At 74.9% G+C, this 20,951-nt stretch carries 16 protein-coding genes; 9 read left to right on the top strand and 7 right to left on the bottom strand.

Annotated elements, in window-relative coordinates; all coding sequences use genetic code 11:
* Positions 1-28: 28 nt before the first annotated feature.
* Positions 29-2,338: a beta-L-arabinofuranosidase domain-containing protein gene (locus D1350_RS10745; RefSeq protein ID WP_125775994.1), complete on the top strand. Its 2,310-nt coding sequence runs from the start codon at positions 29-31 to the stop codon at positions 2,336-2,338.
* 62 nt (positions 2,339-2,400) lie between these two features.
* Here D1350_RS10745 and D1350_RS10740 read toward each other — a convergent pair whose 3' ends face one another.
* Positions 2,401-3,483, bottom strand: coding sequence for a hypothetical protein (locus D1350_RS10740; protein ID WP_240644034.1), 1,083 nt, complete (start codon positions 3,481-3,483; stop codon positions 2,401-2,403).
* A gap of 159 nt (positions 3,484-3,642) precedes the next feature.
* On the opposite strand from D1350_RS10740, the gene D1350_RS10735 reads away from it, so the two are divergent.
* The gene (locus tag D1350_RS10735) at positions 3,643-4,956 is read left to right on the top strand and encodes an APC family permease (protein WP_125775993.1); all 1,314 of its coding nucleotides are present in this window, start codon (positions 3,643-3,645) and stop codon (positions 4,954-4,956) included.
* Between the two features lie 10 nt (positions 4,957-4,966).
* Here D1350_RS10735 and D1350_RS10730 read toward each other — a convergent pair whose 3' ends face one another.
* The 5 genes from D1350_RS10730 to D1350_RS10710 all read right to left on the bottom strand — a co-directional run bounded on the left by D1350_RS10730 (position 4,967) and on the right by D1350_RS10710 (position 9,259).
* The gene (locus tag D1350_RS10730; RefSeq protein WP_125775992.1) at positions 4,967-5,806 is read right to left on the bottom strand and encodes an alpha/beta fold hydrolase; all 840 of its coding nucleotides are present in this window, start codon (positions 5,804-5,806) and stop codon (positions 4,967-4,969) included.
* A gap of 134 nt (positions 5,807-5,940) precedes the next feature.
* On the bottom strand, positions 5,941-6,432 hold the full coding sequence (locus tag D1350_RS10725; protein WP_125775991.1) for a hypothetical protein: 492 nt from the start codon (positions 6,430-6,432) through the stop codon (positions 5,941-5,943).
* 94 nt (positions 6,433-6,526) lie between these two features.
* Positions 6,527-7,162, bottom strand: a complete 636-nt coding sequence (locus D1350_RS10720) for a hypothetical protein (protein WP_125775990.1) — start codon at positions 7,160-7,162, stop codon at positions 6,527-6,529.
* Between the two features lie 121 nt (positions 7,163-7,283).
* Positions 7,284-8,264, bottom strand: coding sequence for a type IV toxin-antitoxin system AbiEi family antitoxin domain-containing protein (locus D1350_RS10715; protein ID WP_125775989.1), 981 nt, complete (start codon positions 8,262-8,264; stop codon positions 7,284-7,286).
* Positions 8,265-8,404: 140 nt separating this feature from the next.
* Positions 8,405-9,259, bottom strand: coding sequence for a GNAT family N-acetyltransferase (locus D1350_RS10710; RefSeq protein WP_164545123.1), 855 nt, complete (start codon positions 9,257-9,259; stop codon positions 8,405-8,407).
* Between the two features lie 112 nt (positions 9,260-9,371).
* On the opposite strand from D1350_RS10710, the gene D1350_RS10705 reads away from it, so the two are divergent.
* Together D1350_RS10705 and D1350_RS10700 are read left to right on the top strand one after the other, a co-directional pair.
* Positions 9,372-10,262, top strand: a complete 891-nt coding sequence (locus tag D1350_RS10705) for an alpha/beta fold hydrolase (protein WP_125775987.1) — start codon at positions 9,372-9,374, stop codon at positions 10,260-10,262.
* A 70-nt stretch (positions 10,263-10,332) separates the two neighbouring features.
* A complete protein-coding gene (locus tag D1350_RS10700; protein ID WP_125775986.1) occupies positions 10,333-10,644 on the top strand; it encodes a hypothetical protein in 312 nt (103 codons plus the stop codon).
* A gap of 111 nt (positions 10,645-10,755) precedes the next feature.
* On the opposite strand, the gene D1350_RS23680 is transcribed toward D1350_RS10700, so the two are convergent.
* Complete coding sequence (locus D1350_RS23680; protein WP_164545121.1) at positions 10,756-11,781, bottom strand: hypothetical protein; 1,026 nt, start codon at positions 11,779-11,781, stop codon at positions 10,756-10,758.
* 190 nt (positions 11,782-11,971) lie between these two features.
* Between D1350_RS23680 and D1350_RS10685 the strand changes: the two genes are divergently transcribed.
* The 5 genes from D1350_RS10685 to D1350_RS10665 are packed head-to-tail and all read left to right on the top strand — an operon-like array spanning position 11,972 to position 20,826.
* Positions 11,972-13,549, top strand: a complete 1,578-nt coding sequence (locus D1350_RS10685) for a pyridoxal phosphate-dependent decarboxylase family protein (protein WP_125775983.1) — start codon at positions 11,972-11,974, stop codon at positions 13,547-13,549.
* The gene (locus D1350_RS10680; protein ID WP_125775982.1) at positions 13,546-14,931 is read left to right on the top strand and encodes a lysine N(6)-hydroxylase/L-ornithine N(5)-oxygenase family protein; all 1,386 of its coding nucleotides are present in this window, start codon (positions 13,546-13,548) and stop codon (positions 14,929-14,931) included. Before D1350_RS10685 ends, D1350_RS10680 begins: the two co-directional genes overlap by 4 nt.
* Complete coding sequence (locus D1350_RS10675) at positions 14,928-17,411, top strand: GNAT family N-acetyltransferase (protein ID WP_170180917.1); 2,484 nt, start codon at positions 14,928-14,930, stop codon at positions 17,409-17,411. The genes D1350_RS10680 and D1350_RS10675 overlap by 4 nt, the downstream gene beginning before the upstream one ends.
* Positions 17,408-20,065, top strand: coding sequence for a penicillin acylase family protein (locus tag D1350_RS10670; RefSeq protein WP_164545120.1), 2,658 nt, complete (start codon positions 17,408-17,410; stop codon positions 20,063-20,065). The genes D1350_RS10675 and D1350_RS10670 overlap by 4 nt, the downstream gene beginning before the upstream one ends.
* The gene (locus D1350_RS10665; RefSeq protein ID WP_240644033.1) at positions 20,062-20,826 is read left to right on the top strand and encodes a GNAT family N-acetyltransferase; all 765 of its coding nucleotides are present in this window, start codon (positions 20,062-20,064) and stop codon (positions 20,824-20,826) included. Before D1350_RS10670 ends, D1350_RS10665 begins: the two co-directional genes overlap by 4 nt.
* Positions 20,827-20,951: the final 125 nt, after the last annotated feature.

Here is a 20,951-nt window from a genome sequence, read left to right as displayed (position 1 = left end):
GCGGGACGGTCCACCCCGAGGAGCAGCGTTGTCCACGACCCCCACCCAGCCCGCCACGTCCGGCCGGACCTTCCCCCTCGGCGCCGTCCGCCTCGGCCCAGGCCGCTTCGCCGAGGTGCAGCAGCGAGCGCTCGAGGCGGTGCTCGAGCTCGACCTGGACCGGCTCCTCGCGCCGTTCCTCGCGGGCGCGGGGCTGCCGGGCGACGCCGCGTCGTACGGCGACTGGGAGGCCGGGGGCCTCGACGGCCACATCGGAGGGCACGCCCTCTCGGCGCACGCCAAGCTGTGGGCCGTCACAGGGCTGCCGGCGCTCCACGAGCGGATGGAGCACCTGCTCGACGTGCTCGAACGCTGCCAGGACGCCGTCGGGACCGGCTACCTCGGGGGAGTCCCGGACGGTCCCGCGCTCGGCGAGGAGCTCGCGAGCGGCCGGATCGAGGCCGACCTGTTCAACCTCAACGGCCGGTGGGTCCCCGTCTACAACCTGCACAAGACGTTCGCCGGGCTCGTCGACGCGGCAACGCACGGCGGCTCCGACCGGGCCCTGCGGATGGCGGTGCGCTGGGCCGACTGGTGGTTGTCCGTCACCAAGGCGCTCACCGACGAGCAGGTGGACCAGATCCTCACGGCGGAGTTCGGCGGGCTGAACGAGACGTTCGTCGAGCTGGGGCACCTCCTGGGCCGCGAGGACTACGTCACGGAGGGGCGGCGGCTCGCCCACCGCCGGCTGATCGACCCGCTCGTGGCCGGCGACGACCCGCTCGACGGCCTGCACGCGAACACGCAGATCCCGAAGGCGCTCGGCTACCAGCGCCTCGCCGACGAGGAGCGGTTCGCGGCCGCGGCGGACGCGTTCTGGGCGTCCGTGGTGGAGCGCCGCACCCTGCCGATCGGCGGGAACAGCGTGCGGGAGCACTTCCACCCGGCGACGGACTTCACCGAGGTGATGACCGACCGCGAGGGCCCGGAGACCTGCAACACCCACAACCTCGTCGAGCTCGCTCGCCTCCGGCTGGACCGCGCGCCCGACGCCCCCGCCGTGGAGCTGGCAGAGCGTGCCCTCGTCAACCACCTGCTCTCCTCGGTGCATCCCCGCCGCGGCGGCTTCGTGTACTTCACGCCGATGCGGCCCGCGCACTACCGCGTGTACTCGCGGCCGCACGTGTCGATGTGGTGCTGCGTCGGGTCGGGCCTGGAGGGGCACACCCGCTACAACGAGCTGGCCTACACGCACGACGGGCCCGACCTCCGCGTCGAGCTCTGGACGCCGTCCGTCCTGGACTGGGCGGCGGAGGGCCTGCGGGTGGAGCAGACCACCGAGCTCCCCTTCGACGAGGAGGCCCGCCTGGTCGTCACCTCGGCGGAGCCGCGGGAGCGCACGCTCCGCCTGCGCGTCCCGTCCTGGGCCTCGCTGGCCGGTCTCACCGTGGACGGCGCCGAGGTGGAGCCGGCGGTCGTGGACGGCTACGCCGAGCTGCGCCGGACCTGGAGCGGCACGACGGCGGTCGTGGTCCGGTTCTCGCCCCGGCTCACCGCCGAGCGGCTGCCCGACGGGTCGGGCTGGGTCGCCTTCCGGTACGGGCCCGTCGTCCTCGCGGCGCGCGACGGCGGCGAGGACCTGACCGGTCTGGTGGCGGGGGAGGACCGCATGGCGCACATCGCGCACGGTCGTGCGGTCCCCCTGCGGCAGAGCGCGATCGTGGTGGCTGACCCGCCCGAGGCGGCGGTGTCCGTCGTCGACCCCCGGACCCTGACCTTCGAGCTCGCCGTGGTGCGGGAGCGCGACGGCGGGCTGGTGCCCGCCACCGTGCTGCTCGAACCCTTCGCGGGCCTCCACGACGAGCGCTACACGATCTGCTTCCCGGCCGACCCGGACCCGGCGCGCGCCCACGAGCGGCTCGCCGCGCTGGATGCCGCCGACGCGGCGGCCGCCTCGGTGGTCGACCGCGTCACCGCCGGCGAGCAGCAGCCCGAGGTGGACCACGGCTTCGCGGGGGAGGCCACCCGAGCCGGCGGCGGCGGGGGCATCCACTGGCGCAGCACCACCGGGTGGTTCGAGTACCGCCTCCGCACCCCGGAGCGGCCGGCGGCCGTGCGCCTGCGGTTCCTCGACCACCCGGGACGTGGGCACCAGGTCCTGCTCAACGGCCTGGCGCTCGACCCGTCGCGGACCCTCACGACGCCGCCCGACGGCGAGGGCCTGGCCGAGGTCGAGTACGACCTCGTGGATCCGGTGCGCGCGGCGGGTGCGCCCGGCGAGGTCGTGTTCCGCCTCGAGGCTGCCGACGGCGCGGAGAGCGGCGACGTGCTGACCGTCGAGGTGGTGGAGCGGGCCTGACCTCAGCCCGGGCCCCGCGACCAGGTAGTTGTTCCCCGTCAGGGGCGTCGGACGGGGAACAGCTACCTGGTCGGCGGCGGGCTCGTGGCCCCGGCCTCCTCCTCGGCGGCCTCCGCCGCCTCCATGCGGTCCGGGCGGAGCGCGACCTCCAGCGCCATGAAGACCAGCACGTCCAGCACCAGCCCGAAGGACGCGGTCCAGCGCACGGCACGGAACACCAGCAGCTGCGTGAAGAGGAGGCTGACGAGCACCGCGCGCCGCACCCAGACGGCGCCGCGCAGCCCGTCGCGACGGCCCACCACGATCCCGACCACCAGCAGGACCACGGACGCGGAGACGGCCGCGAGGATCGCCGTCCCCATCCACTCCGGCATCCCGGGCACCCGCCCGAACAGCACCTCCACGCCGACGACGACCTCCGACGCCGACACGAGCAGGATCAGCGCGATCGCGAGCCACGCCCCCCAGGTACGGCCCACGAGCGCGTCGAGCCACCCGACCACCCGGTCCGCCCCGGAGCGGACCACGTCGGGGACGTCGGCGTCGTCGTCGGGCACCGCCTCGACCAGGTCCGCGACGAGCTCCGCGCCGGGCTCTCCCGCGCCCTTGGCGGCGAGCACCCGGGCCTCCTCCCGGGCCGACGGCGTGAAGCCCCCCGCCAGGCCTGCCGTGAGCCGGTCCGCCGCCACCGCGAGGTACTCGCCGGGGTGGTGCTCGCGCCGTCCGTGCATCGCCTCGACCACCAGGACGAGCAGGACCGTGACGAAGTAGATGATGGCCGCGGTGGGCGCGTAGAAGTAGTCGTTGTCGGCGGTGACGAACTTGCCCACCTCGTCGATGAACAGCCCGAAGCCGACGCCGCCCACGACCGCCCCGAGCGACCGTGGCGCGGGGCCCACGTACGACAGCAGGACCATCATCGCGAGCGCCATGAGCAGGCCGCCCCACAGCACGTGCGCGACGTGCAGGTCTCCTCCGCCGATCTGCGGGTAGCCGGTCGCGGCCAGGTAGGCACGGGTGGCAAGCACCGTCACCACGCTCGCGACCAGGAACGTCACCAGGTGGCGCACCGCGCTCGTGTCCCGGGGCGCGCCCAGGCGGAGCAGGTGGCCGCGGCCTGCGAGGCCGCCGGTCTCGGTCGTCATCGCATCCTCCCGCCGGCCCGTCGGTCGGGCAGGCGCTTCCATTGTCCCGCAGGGAGGGCGCAATTCGGGCACCTGCGTCCGCCGAGGTAGTGCGTCCGTCGGGCGAACGCGCTACCTCGGCGGAGGCGAGCGTGGAGAAGCGGTGCCAGCCTCGGACGCATGACGACGAGCACCACCGACCCGGAGACCAGGCTCTCCCGCTCCGTGAGCGGCAGGCTCCTCTACCTGTTCATCCTCGGCGACGTCCTCGGGGCAGGCGTGTACGCGCTGGTCGGCGTGATGGCCGGGGAGGTGGGCGGTCCGGTCTGGCTGCCGCTGCTCGTGGCCCTCGGCCTCGCCCTCCTGACCGCAGGGTCGTACGCCGAGCTGGTCACCAAGTACCCGCGAGCGGGGGGCGCCGCCGTGTTCGCCGAACGGGCGTTCCGCAAGCCCGTCGTGTCGTTCCTCGTCGGGTTCTCCATGCTCGCCGCGGGCGTCACCAGCGCCGCAGGCCTCTCCCTCGCGTTCGCCGGCGACTACTTCGGCGCGTTCGTCGACGCGCCGGAGCGCCTCGTCGCCGTCCTCTTCCTCGCCGCGGTGGCCGCGCTCAACGCGCGGGGTATCCGCGAGTCGCTCGGCGCCAACGTCGCCATGACTATCATCGAGGTGAGCGGCCTCGTGGTCATCGTCGTGCTCGCCGTCGTGGTCCTCGGCCGGGGCGACGGCGACCTCGGCCGCGCCACCCGCTTCGCCGAGGGGACCACGCCGGCGCTCGCCGTCCTGTCCGCGGCGATCCTCGCCTACTACTCGTTCGTCGGCTTCGAGACGTCGGCCAACGTGGTGGAGGAGGTGCGCGACGTCCGCCGCGTCTACCCCCGTGCCCTGTTCGGCGCGCTCCTCACAGCGGGAGCCGTGTACGTCGCCGTGGGCCTCGCGGCCGTCACCGTCGTGCCGCCGGAGACGCTCGCCGGTTCCAGCGGCCCGCTGCTCGAGGTGGTGGCCGCCGCCGGGATCGTGCCCGAGCGGCTGTTCTCCCTGGTCGCGCTCGTCGCCGTGGCCAACGGCGCCCTCCTCACCATGATCATGTCGAGCCGCCTCGCCTACGGCATGGCCGAGCAGGGCCTGCTGCCCGGTGCCCTGGGGCGGGTCCTGGCGGGCCGGCGCACGCCCTGGGTCGCGATCGTCGTCACCACGCTCGTCGCGATGCTGCTCGTGTTCACCGGCGACCTCGCGGAGCTCGCGGAGACGGTGGTGCTCCTCCTGCTCCTCGTCTTCATCAGCACGAACGTGGCGGTGCTGGTGCTGCGCAGCGACCACGTGGAGCACCCGCACTTCCGGGTCGCGACGGTGGTGCCCTGGCTCGGCGTCGCGAGCTGCGTGCTGCTGCTCAGCCAGCAGTCGGGTGCGACGTGGCTCCGGGCGGGTGCGCTGCTCCTGGTCGGCGCAGTCCTCTACCTTGTGATGCGGTTCTCCCGGCGGTCGCGGCGGGCGTGACCTGAACCGCCTAGCGCGCCGTGTGGGCGAGCACCTCACGCACCACCTGCGGCCAGGTCTCGGGCGGCGGCACCTGATGGCCCATCCGGTCGAGCAGGACGAGCCGCGCGTCTGGGATGGCCTCCGCGAGCGCGCGGCCGTGGTCCGGCGGGAACAGGGGGTCTGCGGTGCCGTGCAGCACCAGCGTGGGCGCGGCGAGGTTGGCGAGGCTGCCGGTGGTCTCCGTGCCGCTGACCTGCCAGTGGTTCGCGGCGGCGGCCGGGTCGTGCGACCGGGCGACGGTCTGCCGGGCGATCTTCAGCGCCCGGACCGGGTCGTAGCCGGCCCCCTGGAACGGCCGCTCGGCCTCGGCGAGGTACCAGGCGACGGCTTCGTCGTCGGCCCAGTCGGGATCGGGAGGCGGGTCGGCGAACACGGCCTGGACCACGGGGTCCGGGCCGGGCAGGTCGTGACCCGTGGCCACGACGGGCGACGTCGCGACCAGCGTCAGGGTCAGGACGCGCTCGGGGTGCTCCAGGGCGAGCGTCTGCGCGATCGCGCCGCCCATCGACACGCCCATGAGGTGCGCCCGTTCGATCTCGAGCCCGTCGAGGACGCGCAGCGCGTCGAGCGCCAGGTCGTCGCCCGTGTAGGTGGGCTTGCCGGGGGCGCCGGTCGAGGAGCGGCCCGTGTCACGGTGGTCGTAGCGGATCACGTACCGGCCGCCCGCCGCGAGCGCCGCGCAGAGCGCGTCGTCCCAGCCGTCGAGGGACGACGCTGCGCCGCCGATGAGGAGCAGGGCCGGGTCGCGGGGATCGCCGCAGGTGGAGGCGCACAGGACAGCGCCAGGGACAGATAGCAGGTGCTCCATACCCTGTCCGACGACGGAGCGGCCCGGTTCTCATCGGCCCCTCACCCGGTGCTGGTTCGCGACCAGGTGGTTGTTCCCCGTCTGAGCGCGGGACGGGGAACAACGACCTGGTCGCGGGTCGGTCGGCCGCCGGTTCAGCCCGCGTCGAAGCGGTCCTCGCCCTCTTCGTCCGGGTCGTCCTTCGGGTACTGGCCGGGGACCGGCCCGCCTTCCTGCTTCTCGCCCTGGCCGCCGCCCTCGCTGCCGCCCTGGGCCTGGCCGCCCTCGCCGCCGCCTTGGGTGCTGCTCGCGGGCACCGCCTCGTCCAGCGGGTCGTCCGTGGCGACCTCCTCTGCCGGCTGGACCGGCCAGTCCGGGCCGCGCTGGGCGTCGCCCGTGAAGTCCCGCGACGAGCGTTCCTCCGGGACCGGCATGTCCGGGTCCCGCTGCTCGGAGCGGCCGTCGAACAGGTTGGCGGGCGGCTCCCGCCCCTGTTCGACGTTCCCCGCCGCGGAGTCGCCCGAACGCAGGTCACCACCGCTCGGGCCGCCCCCGGCCTGGTCGCCCGGCTGCTCCGGCCACGCCGGCGCGGCACGCTGCACCTGCTCGTTTTGGGACTGGGTCGTGTCGTCGGGCTGGTCGCTCATGACGAACCTCCTTCGTGGGACGTTGCGGCCACCGTAGGCACGGCGCTGCCCGCTCGCAGGGGGCTCGTGTACGGACCGGGGCCCGGCGCGGTCGCTACTGGAGGGCGACCACCAGCGACACCGCCGCCAGCGTCAGACCGGCGCCGCCCACGGACCAGGCGATGGTGGCGTTGCGTGCCACCGTGGCGCCGAGCCGGGCGAGCTCGGCGCGGGTCGCCTCCAGCTCGGCGAGGACGGCCGCCGCCTCGCCGCGAGCCGCCGAGGTCTCCGACTGGGCGTTCCGGGCCTCGATGATCGCTGCGGCGGCGTCGGCCTGCGCGGCGTGTGCGTGCCCCAGCGCAGCGTGCGCCTCGGACCGTGCGGTGTCGGCCTGGGCGGCCGCGCCGTCGGCGATCTTGAGCGCGCTGGACGCGAGGCCGGCGAGGTCGTGGAGGTTCCACGGCTCGTCGTCGTCCGGGTGGTTCGCGGCGTCCGGGGCCGTCGCGGCGGTCGGTGCCGCTGCGGCGCCGAGGGCGGCCGGGGCGTCGTCGGGCGAGGGAGCGTCGAGGTCGCCTTCCGCTCCCGCGACGGGGACGGCGAGGTCCAGGCGGGCGAGCTGCTGCCGCACCTCTGAGGTGAGGTCGTTGAGGAAGCCCCAGGCGCGGCGCCGAGGGGTGGCGTGCCGCGGGGTCCCGGGGCCAGCGGTGAGGGGCTCGAAGGTGTCGGTCGGGGCCGTGTCGTCGGTCGCCATGGGTGAAGACCGTACAGGTCGGACACCGGGCCGCGTGCCGAGCCGCCGCGACCAGGTAGCTGTTCCCATCACGGCCGCGAACAGGTAGCTGTTCCCCGTCTCCGGCCGAGAGGGGGAAGAACTACCTGGTCGGGGGTGGTAGGACCTGCCCTGGCCGCCAGCCCGCCTGCTGGAGGACCTCGCGGATCTCGCCGACGACGTAGTCGGGCTCGCGGAGGTGCTCCGGGAAGTAGCGGAGAACCTGGTGCCCGCCGCCCGACAGGAGTCCGTTCTGCCGGTAGGCGTCACTGCGGACGTCGCGTTCGCTGGTGTGGAACTGCTGGCTGTCGATCTCCACGACGAGCCACCGGCCGCCCCCGAGGTGCCACGCCAGGTCGGCACGACCGAGGAAGCGGCCGCGGCTGTCGGAGAGGACGCGCTGGACGTCGTCGGGGGCGATCCCGGCGTCTTCGCAGAGGAGCCGCGCGTGCGACTCGTTCGGCGACTCGGCCCGACCGTCGGTCAGGTCGATCCAGCAGTGACACCTGGCGCTGCGCCGCCGACCGGTGAGGAGCGCGCGGACCCGCGTGAGGCCGGCGGCGTCGAGCAGCCCCTGGTGGAGCGCGGAGTCGAGGGCCGCAACGGCTGTGTTCCTGCTGAGCCTGGGGATCGCCTGGGCGAACGCCCAGGCGAGAGCCGCCGCCCGCCGGCCCCCGGCCGGGACGGTCTCCATCTGGAAGTCGTACTGGCGGACGGTGATGCCGTCCCGGGAGCGGGCCTTTGCCGCTCGCGGCATCGCCACCTCCGGACGGAAGCGCGCGGGTAGGCCCTTCACCCCGGCCAGGACCAGCGCGGCGACGCCCACGGCCGCCGACCCCGGGTAAGCGAGCAGCCCGAGGTGGGCGCACCGCAGCCGGGAGACGTCGTTCGTGTGCATCCCCGGAGCGGTCACGCGCGTGTCATAGACGCCGCGCGTCGGGCGACCCCAGACGGCTGACCGGATGAGGGTGGTCCGCTGGTGTCGCGTCACCCCGCTGGCGTCGCACTGCGCTACGGACACGAGCCCGCCCTGTCGTCGTGCGAGCTCGAGCAACGACGGCGGGACGGGGCGCGGGGTTCTCATCCCCGGATTCCACCAAGTTGTGGTGCGGGCTGCTGTCGGTCGTCCACAGGTTCGTCGCTCCCTGGCTGCGACCAGGTAGCTGTTCCCCGTTCCCACGCTCGGAGGGGGAACAGGTACCTGGTCGCGGCTAGCGGGCCGGGTCAGGGGAGGTCCACGATCACGATCGCGTCGCCCGTGGCCGGGAGGCGGGACAGCACCGGGGCGAAGTGCGGGTCGGACACGTGGCCGTCGAACGTGAGGCGCTCGATGCCGCTCGCCCGGAGCGCGTCGAGCGACCGCAGGGCGCAGGCGGCGACCAGGGCCTCGCCGTCGGCGGTGCGGCGGGCGGTCGTCTCGACCGTGAGGACGGGGAGCGGCGCGTCGCCGGGGTACGCGAGGGCGAGGGCGAGGACGTCGCCCGCCGGGCCGACGGCGCACGTGGACGCGTCCAGGTCGGCCTCGTGGGCGGACTGCAGCAGCCACCGTTCGAAGCCCTCGGCGACGGGTGCCCAGCCGTCGTGCTGCCAGCGGTACTGCCCGACGACGGCCTGGTCCAGGTCGGCGACCGCGACGGCGCTCGCGGGGACGGTGCGGACGCCGTCCGGGAGAGGTGCGAGGCCGAGGGCGGCGAGGGCGGCCGGGACGCCGACCTCCATGGGCGGACAGGTCTGGACGATGACGCCGCCGAGGGCCTCGAGGAAGCGGTGGGCGGGGGAGCCGCTGGAGGCTCGTGCCCGGAAGGGCCGTGAGTCCGGCCCGAGGCCCGTGAGCCCGCTGACGAGCCGTGTGCCCAGACCCTGGCGACGTCGGCCCGGGTCCACGCGGACGTCGAGGTAGAGCCGCGAGTCGTGCACGCGGCCCGCGTACGCCTGCGCGACGCCGAGGAGCTGTCCGTCCTCCTCGGCGAGGACCGCCCTGCTGGCCTGGTCCCGCCATCCGTCGCGGTGCAGGACGAAGCCGGACAGCCAGGAAGGCGTGCGTTCGACGTCGGCCGGGGCGACGGGTCGGAGGATCACGGCGGCATCGTCGCACGGGACCGGGGCGCCCTTCGCGGCCTTTGCCACGCCCGGGCCGCGATTGCGGGCGCCGGAGCGGCGGAATCTCATGGAGGGGAGAGAGGAGGCCGGTGTGAGGCACGCGGCGCGGACGAGGCACCTGTTCCGGGACGTCGAGGGCCGGAGGCTGCACTATCGGGAGTCGGGGGTGCCGTCGTCGACGGCGGTCGTGCTCCTTCACGGCTTCCCCAGCTCGTCGTACTCGTTCCGCGACGTGCTGCCGAGGCTGGGCGAGCACGTCTATGCGGTGGCCCCGGACATCCCGGGCTTCGGGTTCTCGGACGCTCCGCCGCTCGACGCGTACGACTACACCTTCGAGCATCTGTCCCACGTGATCGAGGCGCTGGTCGGCGACCTGGGGGTGGAGCGCTATGTGCTCTACGTGACGGACTTCGGCACGCCCGTCGGCTATGGGATGGCGATGCGGCGTCCGGAGCGGGTGCTGGGCCTCGTCGTGCAGAACGGCAACACGCACGAGTCCGGCCTGAACGAGGGCTGGGACGCGGCCCGGCGGTACTGGGCCGAACCGACGGCGGAGAACAGGGCGGCGCTGCCGGAGTGGCTGAACTTCTCCGGGACCCGCGACCAGTACCTCGGCGGGCTGCGGCCGGAGCTCCAGGACCTGCACCCGATCGAGTCGTGGCACCTCGACTGGGAGCGGCTGTCGCGCCCCGGCAACCTCGACGTCCAGTTCCAGCTCTTCTACGACTACCGCAACCATGTGGCGCGCTTCCCCGAGATCGCGGCGTACCACCAGGACCACCAGCCTCCGTGCCTGGTCCTCTGGGGTCGGCACGACCCGTACTTCGACATCGCCGAGGTGCTGGCCTACCACGAGGACATGACCACCCTGGAGGCTCACCTGTACGACGCGGGGCACTTCCTGCTGGAGACGCACGCCGCCGACGTCGCGGCGGTGCTCGGCACGTTCGTCGGCGACGCGCTCGACCGGGTGGGCCGCTGAGGGTGTGGGTGGCTCGGCCTAGGGTCGGACTCATGCCGCGGATGGGGTGGCGGATCTTGCCTCGGACGCTATGATCGAACGTATGTACGAGTCGCTGCGCGAGAGGGGTGCTGAGATGGACGAGCCGATCCGGGCCGGCGTGTCACCGGTCGAAGAAGCGTTCGCCGCGCTCGTGGCCTCCGCGCGCGAGCGACCGCGGGTCACCTACCTGACGCGCGCCGACCTGCGCGCCGGGGACGCCGCGACGTCGTACCCGCAGACCCGTCACTCGTCCGGTGGTCGCCCCGTCCGGCGCCCCTCGACGCGGATCGTGCTGCGCGCGGGCATGGACCTCGACGACCCCACGGCGGCCAGGCCGGTCGCCGGCGGGGCCGACCTCTGACCGGGGGCCGGTCGGCGCTGCCCCCCGCGCCGGCCGGCCCCGTGCCCAAGGACCAGCCAGCCCGGCCCCGCCCACGCCAGGCCGACAGGCCCGCCGCGGACGGAGGCGCCCCTACATCGGCAGGATCGCGCCCACCGCCGCTGCGGCGACCGCCACGAGCGTGGCCACCACCGCCAGGGCCCGGGCCGCTCCGGCCTTCCTCGCTGCGGCGGTCGCCGACTCCGTGGCCGTGCCGGCGCTCGCCGTCGCGGCCTGTGCTGCGGCGGTCGCAGCGGCGGCATCGGACCGTGCGCGAGCGGCCTCCTCGCGGGCGGCGGTGGCGTCGTCGGCTGCGGCGGTGAGCGCCCGCTGGAGCCCGGCGATCTCGTCGGCGACCTCGGCCACCAGCGCCGCCGCTGCCTCGCGGGCCTCGGTCGCGGCGGCCGCCTCGGTGTCGAGCCGGGCGACCAGCTCCTCGCGCAGCTCCTCCGCGGTGAGCACCTTCACGGGGCGCTCCAGGAACGCGTCCGCCCAGGTGCGGCGGGAGCGTGCGCCCCCGGCCCCGGGCGTCCGCGGGACGGACCCGGTATCCGTCGGTCCGACGCGGGGGAGCGACCCGGTCGACACCGTCGCCTCCCCGGCCGCCGAGGCCGCGGCAAGGGCGGCGGCCTTGACCGACGCCACCACCTGCGCCCCGGCGGCTGCCGGCTCGACGTCCACGACGGGCGCGGCGTAGTCGTCGTCCGCGGTGTCCGTCGAGGAGGTGGACCCCGCTGCATCGCCGGACTGCCCTGCGCCGGGACCCCCGGCACCAGTGCCCGCGGCACCGGCACCACCGGCGACGGCGGCGCCCGGCGCGCCGGCAGCCGCCGTCGCCGCCGCGTCGGCCGCGGCGGCCGTCGCTGCCGCCGTGGTGGCCGACTCCGGGATCTTGATCGGCGCCGACAGCAGCGCACGCAGCCTCTCGAGCCGGTCCACGTTGTAGTTGCCGATCGACGCGGCGGCCGCCGCGTCCGCGTCGCCGCCCACGCCCTCGTCACTCCCGGCCCCGCCAGCGGCGGGGTCCACCACTACAGGCCCCGCCGCAACGGCCCCGTCATCGGGTGTGTTCTCTGTCACGTCGTGCCCGGTCTGCGTCGCGCCACTGTCCGAGGTCATGACGGAAAGGTACCGATCCTGGGCGCTCGTGCGAAGGGTCTGGCGGCGCGTGGCACGGAATCGCCGGACCGGATCACGGGCGCCGGGTTGACGGCCGTCCGCCGTCCACTAAGTTAGGCGAGGCAAACCTAACTTGGTAGCCCTGGCGAACAAGCCGGTCCCTTTTTCCATGCCCCGAGGAGCCCTTCGCATGCCCTCAGCCCTGCCCGAGGCCGGCGGACTGTCCGCGACGGCGTCGTACGACCCCGCCTCCCTGCTGCGCACCGCGACCGCCGAGCACTACGCCGCCACGGTCCACGGGGTGGTGGACGACGTCGCCGCGCGGCTCGCCACGGTGACGCAGCCGTTCTCGGGCGCGAGCCGCTCGGAGCTGCAGGCGCTGGTGGACGCCGTCGACCTGGACGCACCCGGCTCCGGCACGCGGGAGGCGCTGCGCGAGGTGGCCGACCTCTACGCCACGCACGCGATCTGGTTCCACGACCCCGCCTACGCGGCCCACCTGAACTGCCCAGTCGCGATCCCGGCGGTCGCGGCCGAGGCGATGCTCGCGGCGATCAACACGTCGGTCGACACGTACGACCAGTCCACGGTGGCCACCCTCATGGAGCAGCGGACGGTCGCGTGGACGGCGTCGCGCATCGGGTTCGAGCCGGCGTCGGCCGCGAACCCGGCCGGGGCCGACGGCGTCTTCACCTCCGGCGGCACGCAGTCCAACTTCCAGGCGCTGTTCCTCGCTCGCCAGCGGGCCCGCCGCGCGGGCGCCGCGCTCGAGCGGCTGCGCATCCTCGCCACGGAGGCGAGCCACTTCAGCGTCGCCAAGTCGGCGCTGCTCCTCGGCCTGGCCGACGACGCCGTCGTCGCCGTGCCGACCGACCTCACCGGCCGCATGGACCCCGACGCGCTGGCCGCGGCCCTGACGAGCACGGCCCGCGCGGGCGACACCGTGATGGCCGTGGTCGCGACGGCAGGCACCACGGACCGCGGCCGCATCGACCCGCTGGCCCCGATCGCCGACCTCTGCGACGCGACCGGCACGTGGCTGCACGTCGACGCCGCCTACGGCTGCGGCCTCCTCGTCAGCCCGGCCCGCCGCCACCTGCTGGACGGCATCGAGCGCGCGCGGTCGGTCACCGTCGACTTCCACAAGGCGTTCTTCCAGCCCGTCAGCTCGAGCGCCCTGATCGTCCGGGAGCGCGCCGACCTGGGCCCCGTCGCCTGGCATGCGGACTACCTGAACCCGCTGGAGAACGCCGAACCGAACCAGGTCGACAAGTCGCTGCAGACCACCCGCCGGTTCGACGCCCTCAAGCTCTGGACCACCCTGCGCGCCCTGGGCGCGGACGGCATCGGCGCCATGGTCGACGCCGTCTGCGACCTCACGCAGGCCGTCCACGAGGTCGTCGACGCCGACCCGGACCTCCGGCTCCTCGCGCCCACGGACCTGAGCACCGTCCTGTTCCGCTACGAGCCCGCCGGCCTCGAGCCCGCCCACGCCGACGAGCTCGTGCCGCAGATCCGCCGCGTCCTGTTCGACTCCGGCCGCGCCCTCGTCGCGAAGACCGTCATCGACGGCCGCCCCTGCCTCAAGCTCACCCTCCTCAACCCGGACGTCACGCTCGACGACGTCCGCGCCGTCCTCGAGCTCGTGCGCTCCGCCGCGCAGGGCCTCCTCGCGGGCGAGCAGCTCGCCGAGGACGACGCCCCGCCCTGCCGTACCGTCCACCCTCGTCTCGCCCGCTCGGACGAGCCGGCCCTGGAGTCCCTGTGAACCGCACGTACGACCTCGTCGGCATCGGCGTGGGCCCGTTCAACCTGGGCCTCGCCGCGCTGGCGGACCCCCTGCCCGACGTCGACGCCGTCTTCCTCGACCAGGCGGACGAGTTCCGCTGGCACCCGGGGATGATGCTGGAGGGGGCCACGATCCAGGTCCCGTTCCTCGCCGACCTCGTGACGATGGCCGACCCCACGTCGCCCTACTCGTTCCTCAACTTCCTCAAGCACACGGGGCGGCTGTACCCGTTCTACATCCGGGAGTCGTTCTTCCCGCTGCGGTCCGAGTACGACCAGTACTGCCGCTGGGTGAGCGAGCGCCTGACGTCGCTGCGCTGGGGGCGGCGCGTGACCGCCGTCGTGCCGACGGACGACGGGTTCGAGGTGACCGCGCAGACCGCCGCCGGCACGGAGACGTACCGCGCGCGGCACGTGGTGCTGGGCGTCGGCACGACGCCCCGCGTCCCCGAGGCGTTCCGCGGCCTGGTCGCCGCAGGCGCGGACCAGCCCGGCGTACCGGCCGGGCCCGCCGGCCCCGTCGTCCACACCGCCGACTACCTCCCGCACCGCGACGCGCTCGTCGCGAGCGGCGCCGTCACGGTGGTGGGCAGCGGCCAGAGCGCCGCCGAGGTCTACCGCGACCTGCTGGACGACGCCGGCCCGCACCTCACGCTCGACTGGGTGACCCGCTCGCCGCGGTTCTTCCCGATGGAGTACACGAAGCTGACGCTCGAGCTGACCTCGCCCGAGTACACGGACCACTTCCACGGCCTGCCCGGCGCGCTGCGCGACACCCTGGGCCGCGAGCAGCGCAACCTCTACAAGGGCATCAGCGGTGACCTCGTGGACGACATCTACGAGACCCTCTACCGCAAGTCGGCCCTCGGCCGCCCCGTGCCCACCACCCTGCTCACCGACACCGAGGTGACCGCGGCGCGCACCGACGGCGACGAGCACGTCCTCACCCTCCGGCACAACCAGCTCGGCACGACGGCGGAGCGCCGCACACGGGCGGTCGTCGTCGCCACGGGCTACGGGTCGTCCGTACCCGGCTTCCTGGATCCGGTGCGCCACCTGCTCAACCTCGACGAGCGCGGCCGGTTCGCCGTGGCCCGCGACTACACCGTGGACGACGCCCGCCGCCTCCACGTCGTCAACGCCGAGGAGCACACCCACGGCGTCACCGCCCCCGACCTGGGCTTCGGAGCATGGCGCAACTCCGTCATCCTCGCCGGGGTCACCGCCCGCGAGGTCTACCCGGTGGAGCGGCGCATCGCCTTCCAGCAGTTCGGCCTTCCCGCCACCTCGGGCACCGGCCCGGTGGACGACGACGGCACGCACCTCGCGCAGCAGGCCCACCTCGAGGAGGTGGCCCGGTGAGCGCCGCCGTCGTCGTCCCGCAGGTCGCGACCGAGGCGACCGGGCCGCGCTTCTCGACCACGTCCCGCCTCGGGACCCTCACCGTCGAGCCGCTGGATCCCGGACGCGACGCCGCCCTCGTCCAGGGCTGGCTCGCCCACCCGGCCTCCGCGTTCTGGCAGATGGGCGCCCTGACCCCCGACGAGGTGCGCGACTACCTCGCCTCCGTGGCCGCCGACCCGCACCAGGACGCGTGGCTCGGCCGCCTCGACGGCGAGCCGCTGTTCCTCGCCGAGACCTACGACCCGCGGCACGTGGCGCTCGCGGGTGTCCACGACGCCCTGCCCGGCGACCTCGGCATGCACCTGCTGGTCGCGCCGCCGGGAGCGCCCCGGGCCGGCCTCACCGACGCCGTGTTCGGCACCGTGATGCGGTTCTGCCTGGGCGAGCCGTCCGACGGCGGCCTCGGGGCCCTGCGCGTCGTCGTCGAGCCCGACGTGCGCAACACGAAGATCGCCGCGAAGAACGCCGCGGCCGGCTTCCGCGTGCTGCGGGAGGTCGACGTTCCGGGCAAGCGCGCCGCCCTGTCCGTGTGCACGCGGGAGGACTTCACGGCGTCGCCCCTCGGCGACGGGCCCCGGCTCGCCCCGCACCTGCGCCCCGACCTCGGCGAGCGCGCCCACCGCCACCTCGTCGCCAAGGCGCTCGCGGAGTTCACGCACGAGCGCCTCTTCCTCCCCGAGCGGGCTGACGGCGCCCCCGGCGCCACCTCCGACGTGCACGACGAGCCGCTCGCCTACGTGCTCGCGCTCGACATCGCGGGCCGCGCCGTGGAGTACCGCTTTGCCGCCCGCCGGTACGCGCTCGAGCACTGGGTGATCGACGAGGCGAGCCTGGCGCGCGCGGTCGACGGCACGCCCGCCCCCGTGGACGCGCTCGAGCTCGTCGCCGAGCTGCAGCCCCTGCTGCACCTCCCCGACGACCTGCTCGCGGTGTACCTGGAGGAGCTGTCGTCCACGCTCGCCAGCGGGGCCGCGAAGCTGGAGCGCGAGCGGAGCGGAGCGGCGCCGTCGTCGGCGGGGCTCGTCGCGGGGCTCGTGCCGGGTGCGGCGAGCCCCAGCGACGACCGCCGCCTCGCCGCCGACGCCTTCCAGGCCGTCGAGGCCGCGATGACCGAGGGCCACCCGGGGTTCGTGGCGAACAACGGCCGGATCGGCTTCTCGCTCGACGACTACCGCGCCTACGCGCCCGAGCGCGGCGAGCGGCTGCGCCTCATGTGGCTCGCGGCCCGCCGCGAGCACTCCCACCTGGCGCTCGGCGCCGGGCCCGACGGCGCCCCGCTGACGGAGGCCGAGCACTACGGGGCGGAGCTGTCGGGCGCGGAGCGGCAGGCGTTCGCCGACCGGCTCGCCGCCCGCGGCCTCGACCCCGCCGACTACCTGTACCTCCCCGTGCACCCCTGGCAGTGGCAGCACCGCGTGCCGCTCACCTTCGCGGCCGACGTGGCGCGCGGCGACCTCGTGCCCCTCGGGCCGGGGGGCGACGAGTACCAGCCCCAGCAGTCGATCCGGACCATGCTCAACCGGACACGCCCCGAGCGGCACTACGTCAAGGTGGCGCTCGCGATCCAGAACATGGGCTTCCTGCGCGGCCTGTCGCCCGCCTACATGCGCGCGACGCCCGCGATCAACGACTGGGTGTCCGACCTCGTGACCGGCGACGCGACCCTCCAGGGCGCCGGGTTCGGCGTGCTGCGCGAGCTCGCCTCGGTGGGATATACCGGCGACGTCTACCACCGCACGCCCCAGCCCAACGCCCACCGCAAGATGCTCGCGGCGCTGTGGCGGGAGTCGCCGCTGCCGCGCCTCGCGCCGGGGGAGCGGCTCGCCACCATGGCGTCGCTGCTGCACCGGGACGCGTCCGGGGAGGCGCTGGTGAGCGGCCTGGTGCGGGCTTCCGGCGTCGCGCCCGACGCCTGGGTGCGCGCGTACCTCGACGCGTACCTCTACCCGCTGGTGCACTGCCTCCTCGCGCACGACCTCGCGTTCATGCCGCACGGCGAGAACCTCATCCTCGTGCTGCGCGACGGCGTGGTGCGGCGGACGCTGATGAAGGACATCGGCGAGGAGATCGTCGTCGTGGGCGAGCGGGCGCTGCCGGCCGGCATCGAGCGGGTCCGCTCCGTGGTGCCCGACGACGAGAAGGCGCTCGCGATCTTCACCGACGTGTTCGACGGCGTGCTGCGGCACCTGTCCGGCATCCTGGCCACGGACGGGGTGCTGGGGGAGGACCGGTTCTGGGCCCTGGTGGCCGAGGTGATCGACCGGCACCGGTCGGAGCACCCGGACCTGCGCACCGGGGTGGACCTGCGGGCCCAGCGGTTCGCGCACTCGTGCCTGAACCGGCTCCAGCTGCGCAACACGCTGCAGATGGTCAACCTGGCCGACCAGTCCGGCTCGCTGATCTACGCGGGCGAGATGCCGAATCCGGTGGCCCGGTGACCTACGCGTTCGAGCTCTACCGGGACGACCTCGGCGTGCCCCACGTGCGCGCCGCCGACGAGGAGGCGCTCGCCTACGGGCAGGGCTACGTCACGGCCCTGGACCGGGGCTGGCAGATCGAGGCGGACCGGTGGCGGGCCGAGGGGCGGCTGGCCGAGCGGCTCGGCTCCGCGGGTCTGGAGTGGGACCGGTTCGCGGTGCAGGTGCGGCTCGCCGACACCGCCCGCCGCGTCCACGCCGCGCTGCCGCCGGCCGAGCAGGCGTGGCTCGCCGCGTACACGGCGGGGGTGAACGCGGGGCTCGCGGAGGCGCGCGACGTGCCCGAGCTCGCCGCCCTCTCCGAGCTCGAGGGGCCTCTGCCCGACCACGAGCCGTGGCCCACCTGGGCGCCCGTCGGCGTCTTCCTGGTGGCGCACGTGCTGTTCGGCGGGTTCGCGAACGTCCTGTGGCGCGACCACGTCGCCCGCACGCTCGGCCCGGCGTTCCCTGAGGTGCCGGCGGAGGCGCTGGCAGCCCTCTTCGCCGCCGACGCCGGACCCTCGTCCGGCTCCAACGCCTGGGCCGTGCACGGGTCGCGGACGACGTCGGGCGCCCCGCTCCTCGCGGGGGACCCGCACCGGCTGCTGGAGCTGCCGGGCGTGTACCAGCAGGTGCGGCTCGCGTGCGACGAGTACGACGTGGTCGGGCTCGCGTTCCCGGGGGTCCCGGGGGTGCAGCACTTCGGGCACACGGGCGACGCCGCCTGGGGGATCACCAACGCCATGGCGCACCACACCGAGGTCTTCGCGGAGCGGCTGCGGCAGGGCGTCTCGGACGTCGACGCGCTGCCCGACTGGTCGGTGGCCTGGAGCGCCGCCGACCCCGCTCCTGCCGCCGGTGCCGTCGAGGCGTACGGCCCCGACGGCTGGGAGCCCGCCTCCTCCGGCAGCGACGTGGTCCTCGTCCGTGGCGACGAGCCCGTGACGGTCCGGTGGGTGGAGACGGCCCGGGGCCCGGTGGTGGCAGGACTCGCCGGCGCCCTGCCTGACGACCCGGGTGGGGACGTGGCGTACTCCGTCCGCTGGCCCGTACGCGTCGACGCGGACCTCGGGATCCCCTCGTGGCGGGCGTTGCTCCGGGCGCGCTCCGCCCGCGACGTGACCGACGCGTTCGCCGGCTGGGTGGACCCCGTGAACCGGGTCCTCGCCGCCGACCGCTCCGAGATCCTCAGCCTCACCGCCGGCCGGCTCGTCGAGCGCGCGCCGTCCGAGCGGGTGCTGCCCGCGCCCGCGTGGACCGACGCCGGTCGCGCGCGGCCCTGGGTCCGGCTGCCCGAGCCGGTCCCCGTGACCGACATCGCGGTGGACGCGAACGAACGCCCGGCGACGCGCGGCGCCGCGGACGTGACTTCCGGCGGCGGGTCGTCTGCCGACGCGCCCGTCAGGGGCGTGCCTTCGGGAGGTTGGCCGTCCGGGGACGTGCCCGCGGACCGTCGGCCCGGCCGCGAGTCGCATGCGTTCGGCTGGGCGTACGCCCCGCACCGCGCGGACCGGATCCGGGAGCTGCTCACGGGCGCCCCGGAAGGCGGCGAGCGGCCCGAGACGCAGCGCCGGGTGCACGGCGACTCGGTCCACCGAGGTGCACCCGCGCTGCTCGCTTGGCTGGACCTGCCCGCCGCCCTCTCGCCCGCCGACTCCGTCCCCGGCGCCCCCCTCGCTCGATCGGTAGTTCGGCGCATGATCGGCAGTTCGAACTACCGATCACGCGACGAGCTACCGATCACGCCTGAGGTGCGTGGGGAGCCAGGGCACCTTGCGTCGGGGGAGCTCGCCCCCGGGGTGCTCGACGCCGCTCGTCGGCTGCGCGCGTGGTGTGACGCCGGTGCCCGGATGGACGCCGACTCGACCGGCGCCGCGCTGTTCGCCGCCTGGCGGCACGCCCTCGTGCGCCGGGTGGCCGACCACCCGGTCCTCACGCCCCTGCGCGACGCCGACGACCCCGCAGCCCGCTACGGCGCCATCTTCGCGCCGTGGTTCTCGCTGACCGCCCGGGTCGGTGACGGCCTCGCAGCGCTCCTGGCCGCCCTCTACGGTTCACTCCTCCACACACCGGCCGCCGACACCCCAGCCGCGGCCCGCCCGCCGCGAGCAGGTAGTTCTTCCCCGTCCGGAGCCGGGAAGGGGAACAGCTACCTGCTCGCGGGTCCCGCCGTCGGCCGGCTCGATCCGCGCGCGGAGGCGTGGGCCGCCCTCGCCGAGGTCGTCACCGCCGGGGCGACGGACGCGCGTGGGCGAGCGACCGGCGTCGGGCGACGGGGGGTGACCTGGGGGGAGGCCCACCGGCTGCACCCCCTGCACGTCCTCGCCGACGTGCCGGGCGCCGAGACCCCCGGCGTCCCCGCCGTGGCGCTCGCGGGAGACTCGGACACGGTGCGCTGCACGGCCTCCGCGCCGGGGACCACCGACCTGTCCTGGCGAGGGTCGGTGGCCCGGTGGGTGTGGGACCTGTCCGACCGCGACCGCAGCCGCTGGGGCGTGCCGTTCGGGGCGAGCGGTGACCCGCGGTCGCCGCACTTCGCCGACCAGCTGGAGACCTGGGCGGACGCGGGGACCGCGCCCGTCGTGACCGACTGGGCGCGCCTGAGGCGCGTCACGAGAGTGGAGGTGGCCCCATGACCGAGCCCCTGACCGAGCCCCTGACCGACCCGACACCAGCCCCGAAGCCAGACCCGGTCCCGACCGCCCAGCCCGCCGCCGTCACCACCGACCGCCTCCCCGGCGGCGCGCGCGGCCAGGAGGTCTGGCGCACCACCATGGGCGCGGCGGGCACCGTGACCGCCCACGTGCTCGACCCGGAGGCCGACGCCGACCTGCTCCACGGCTGGTTCACCGAGCCGCGCGCCGCCTTCTGGGGGCTGGGCAACCTCACGCCCGACGAGGTCTGCCAGACCTACGAGTTCGTCGAGTCTCTGCCCACCCACCACGCCTACCTCGTCCGCTGGGACGGGGAGCCCGTGGTGCTCCTCCAGGCGTACCACCCGGAGGACGACCCGGTCGCCACGGCGTACGACGTCGCACCCGGCGACCTCGGCTTCCACTTCTTCCTCGGCGGCCGCGGGCCCGGGACCCTCCCCGCCTGGGCCGTGCTCGGCCCCGCCCTGATCGAGTTCCTGTTCGCCCCGGACGCGGTGATCCGGCTCGTCGGCGAGCCCGACGCCCGGAACGAGAAGGCCGTCGCCCGCGTGCTCGACCTGGGCTTCGACCTGGGGGAGCGCGTCACCTTCGAGTCCGCCTACGGGCCCAAGGACGCGCGCATCGTGTACCTGGCCCGGGACAAGGGGCTGGCGCTCGCGGCGGCGGGCCGAGCGGCCCTGGCAAAGGCCCTGGCGGACGTCTCACCCACCGAGAGCCTCAGAAAAGATGCTTACGCTAACTAACGATCTGGGGGATAATGGGGGTGATGCCAACCACACCACCCTCCCCAGCGTCAGCCGCGTCCGCGGATCCTCGAAACGAATCGATCGCCGCCCTCTCGACCTTCGGCTCGATCCGGCGCCTGTAC

The organism is Antribacter gilvus (assembly GCF_003946865.1).
Taxonomy (GTDB): Bacteria; Actinomycetota; Actinomycetes; order Actinomycetales; family Cellulomonadaceae; genus Antribacter; species Antribacter gilvus.
Note: the sequence above shows the minus strand (reverse complement) of the source record. Positions and strands in the feature narration are given on the sequence as shown.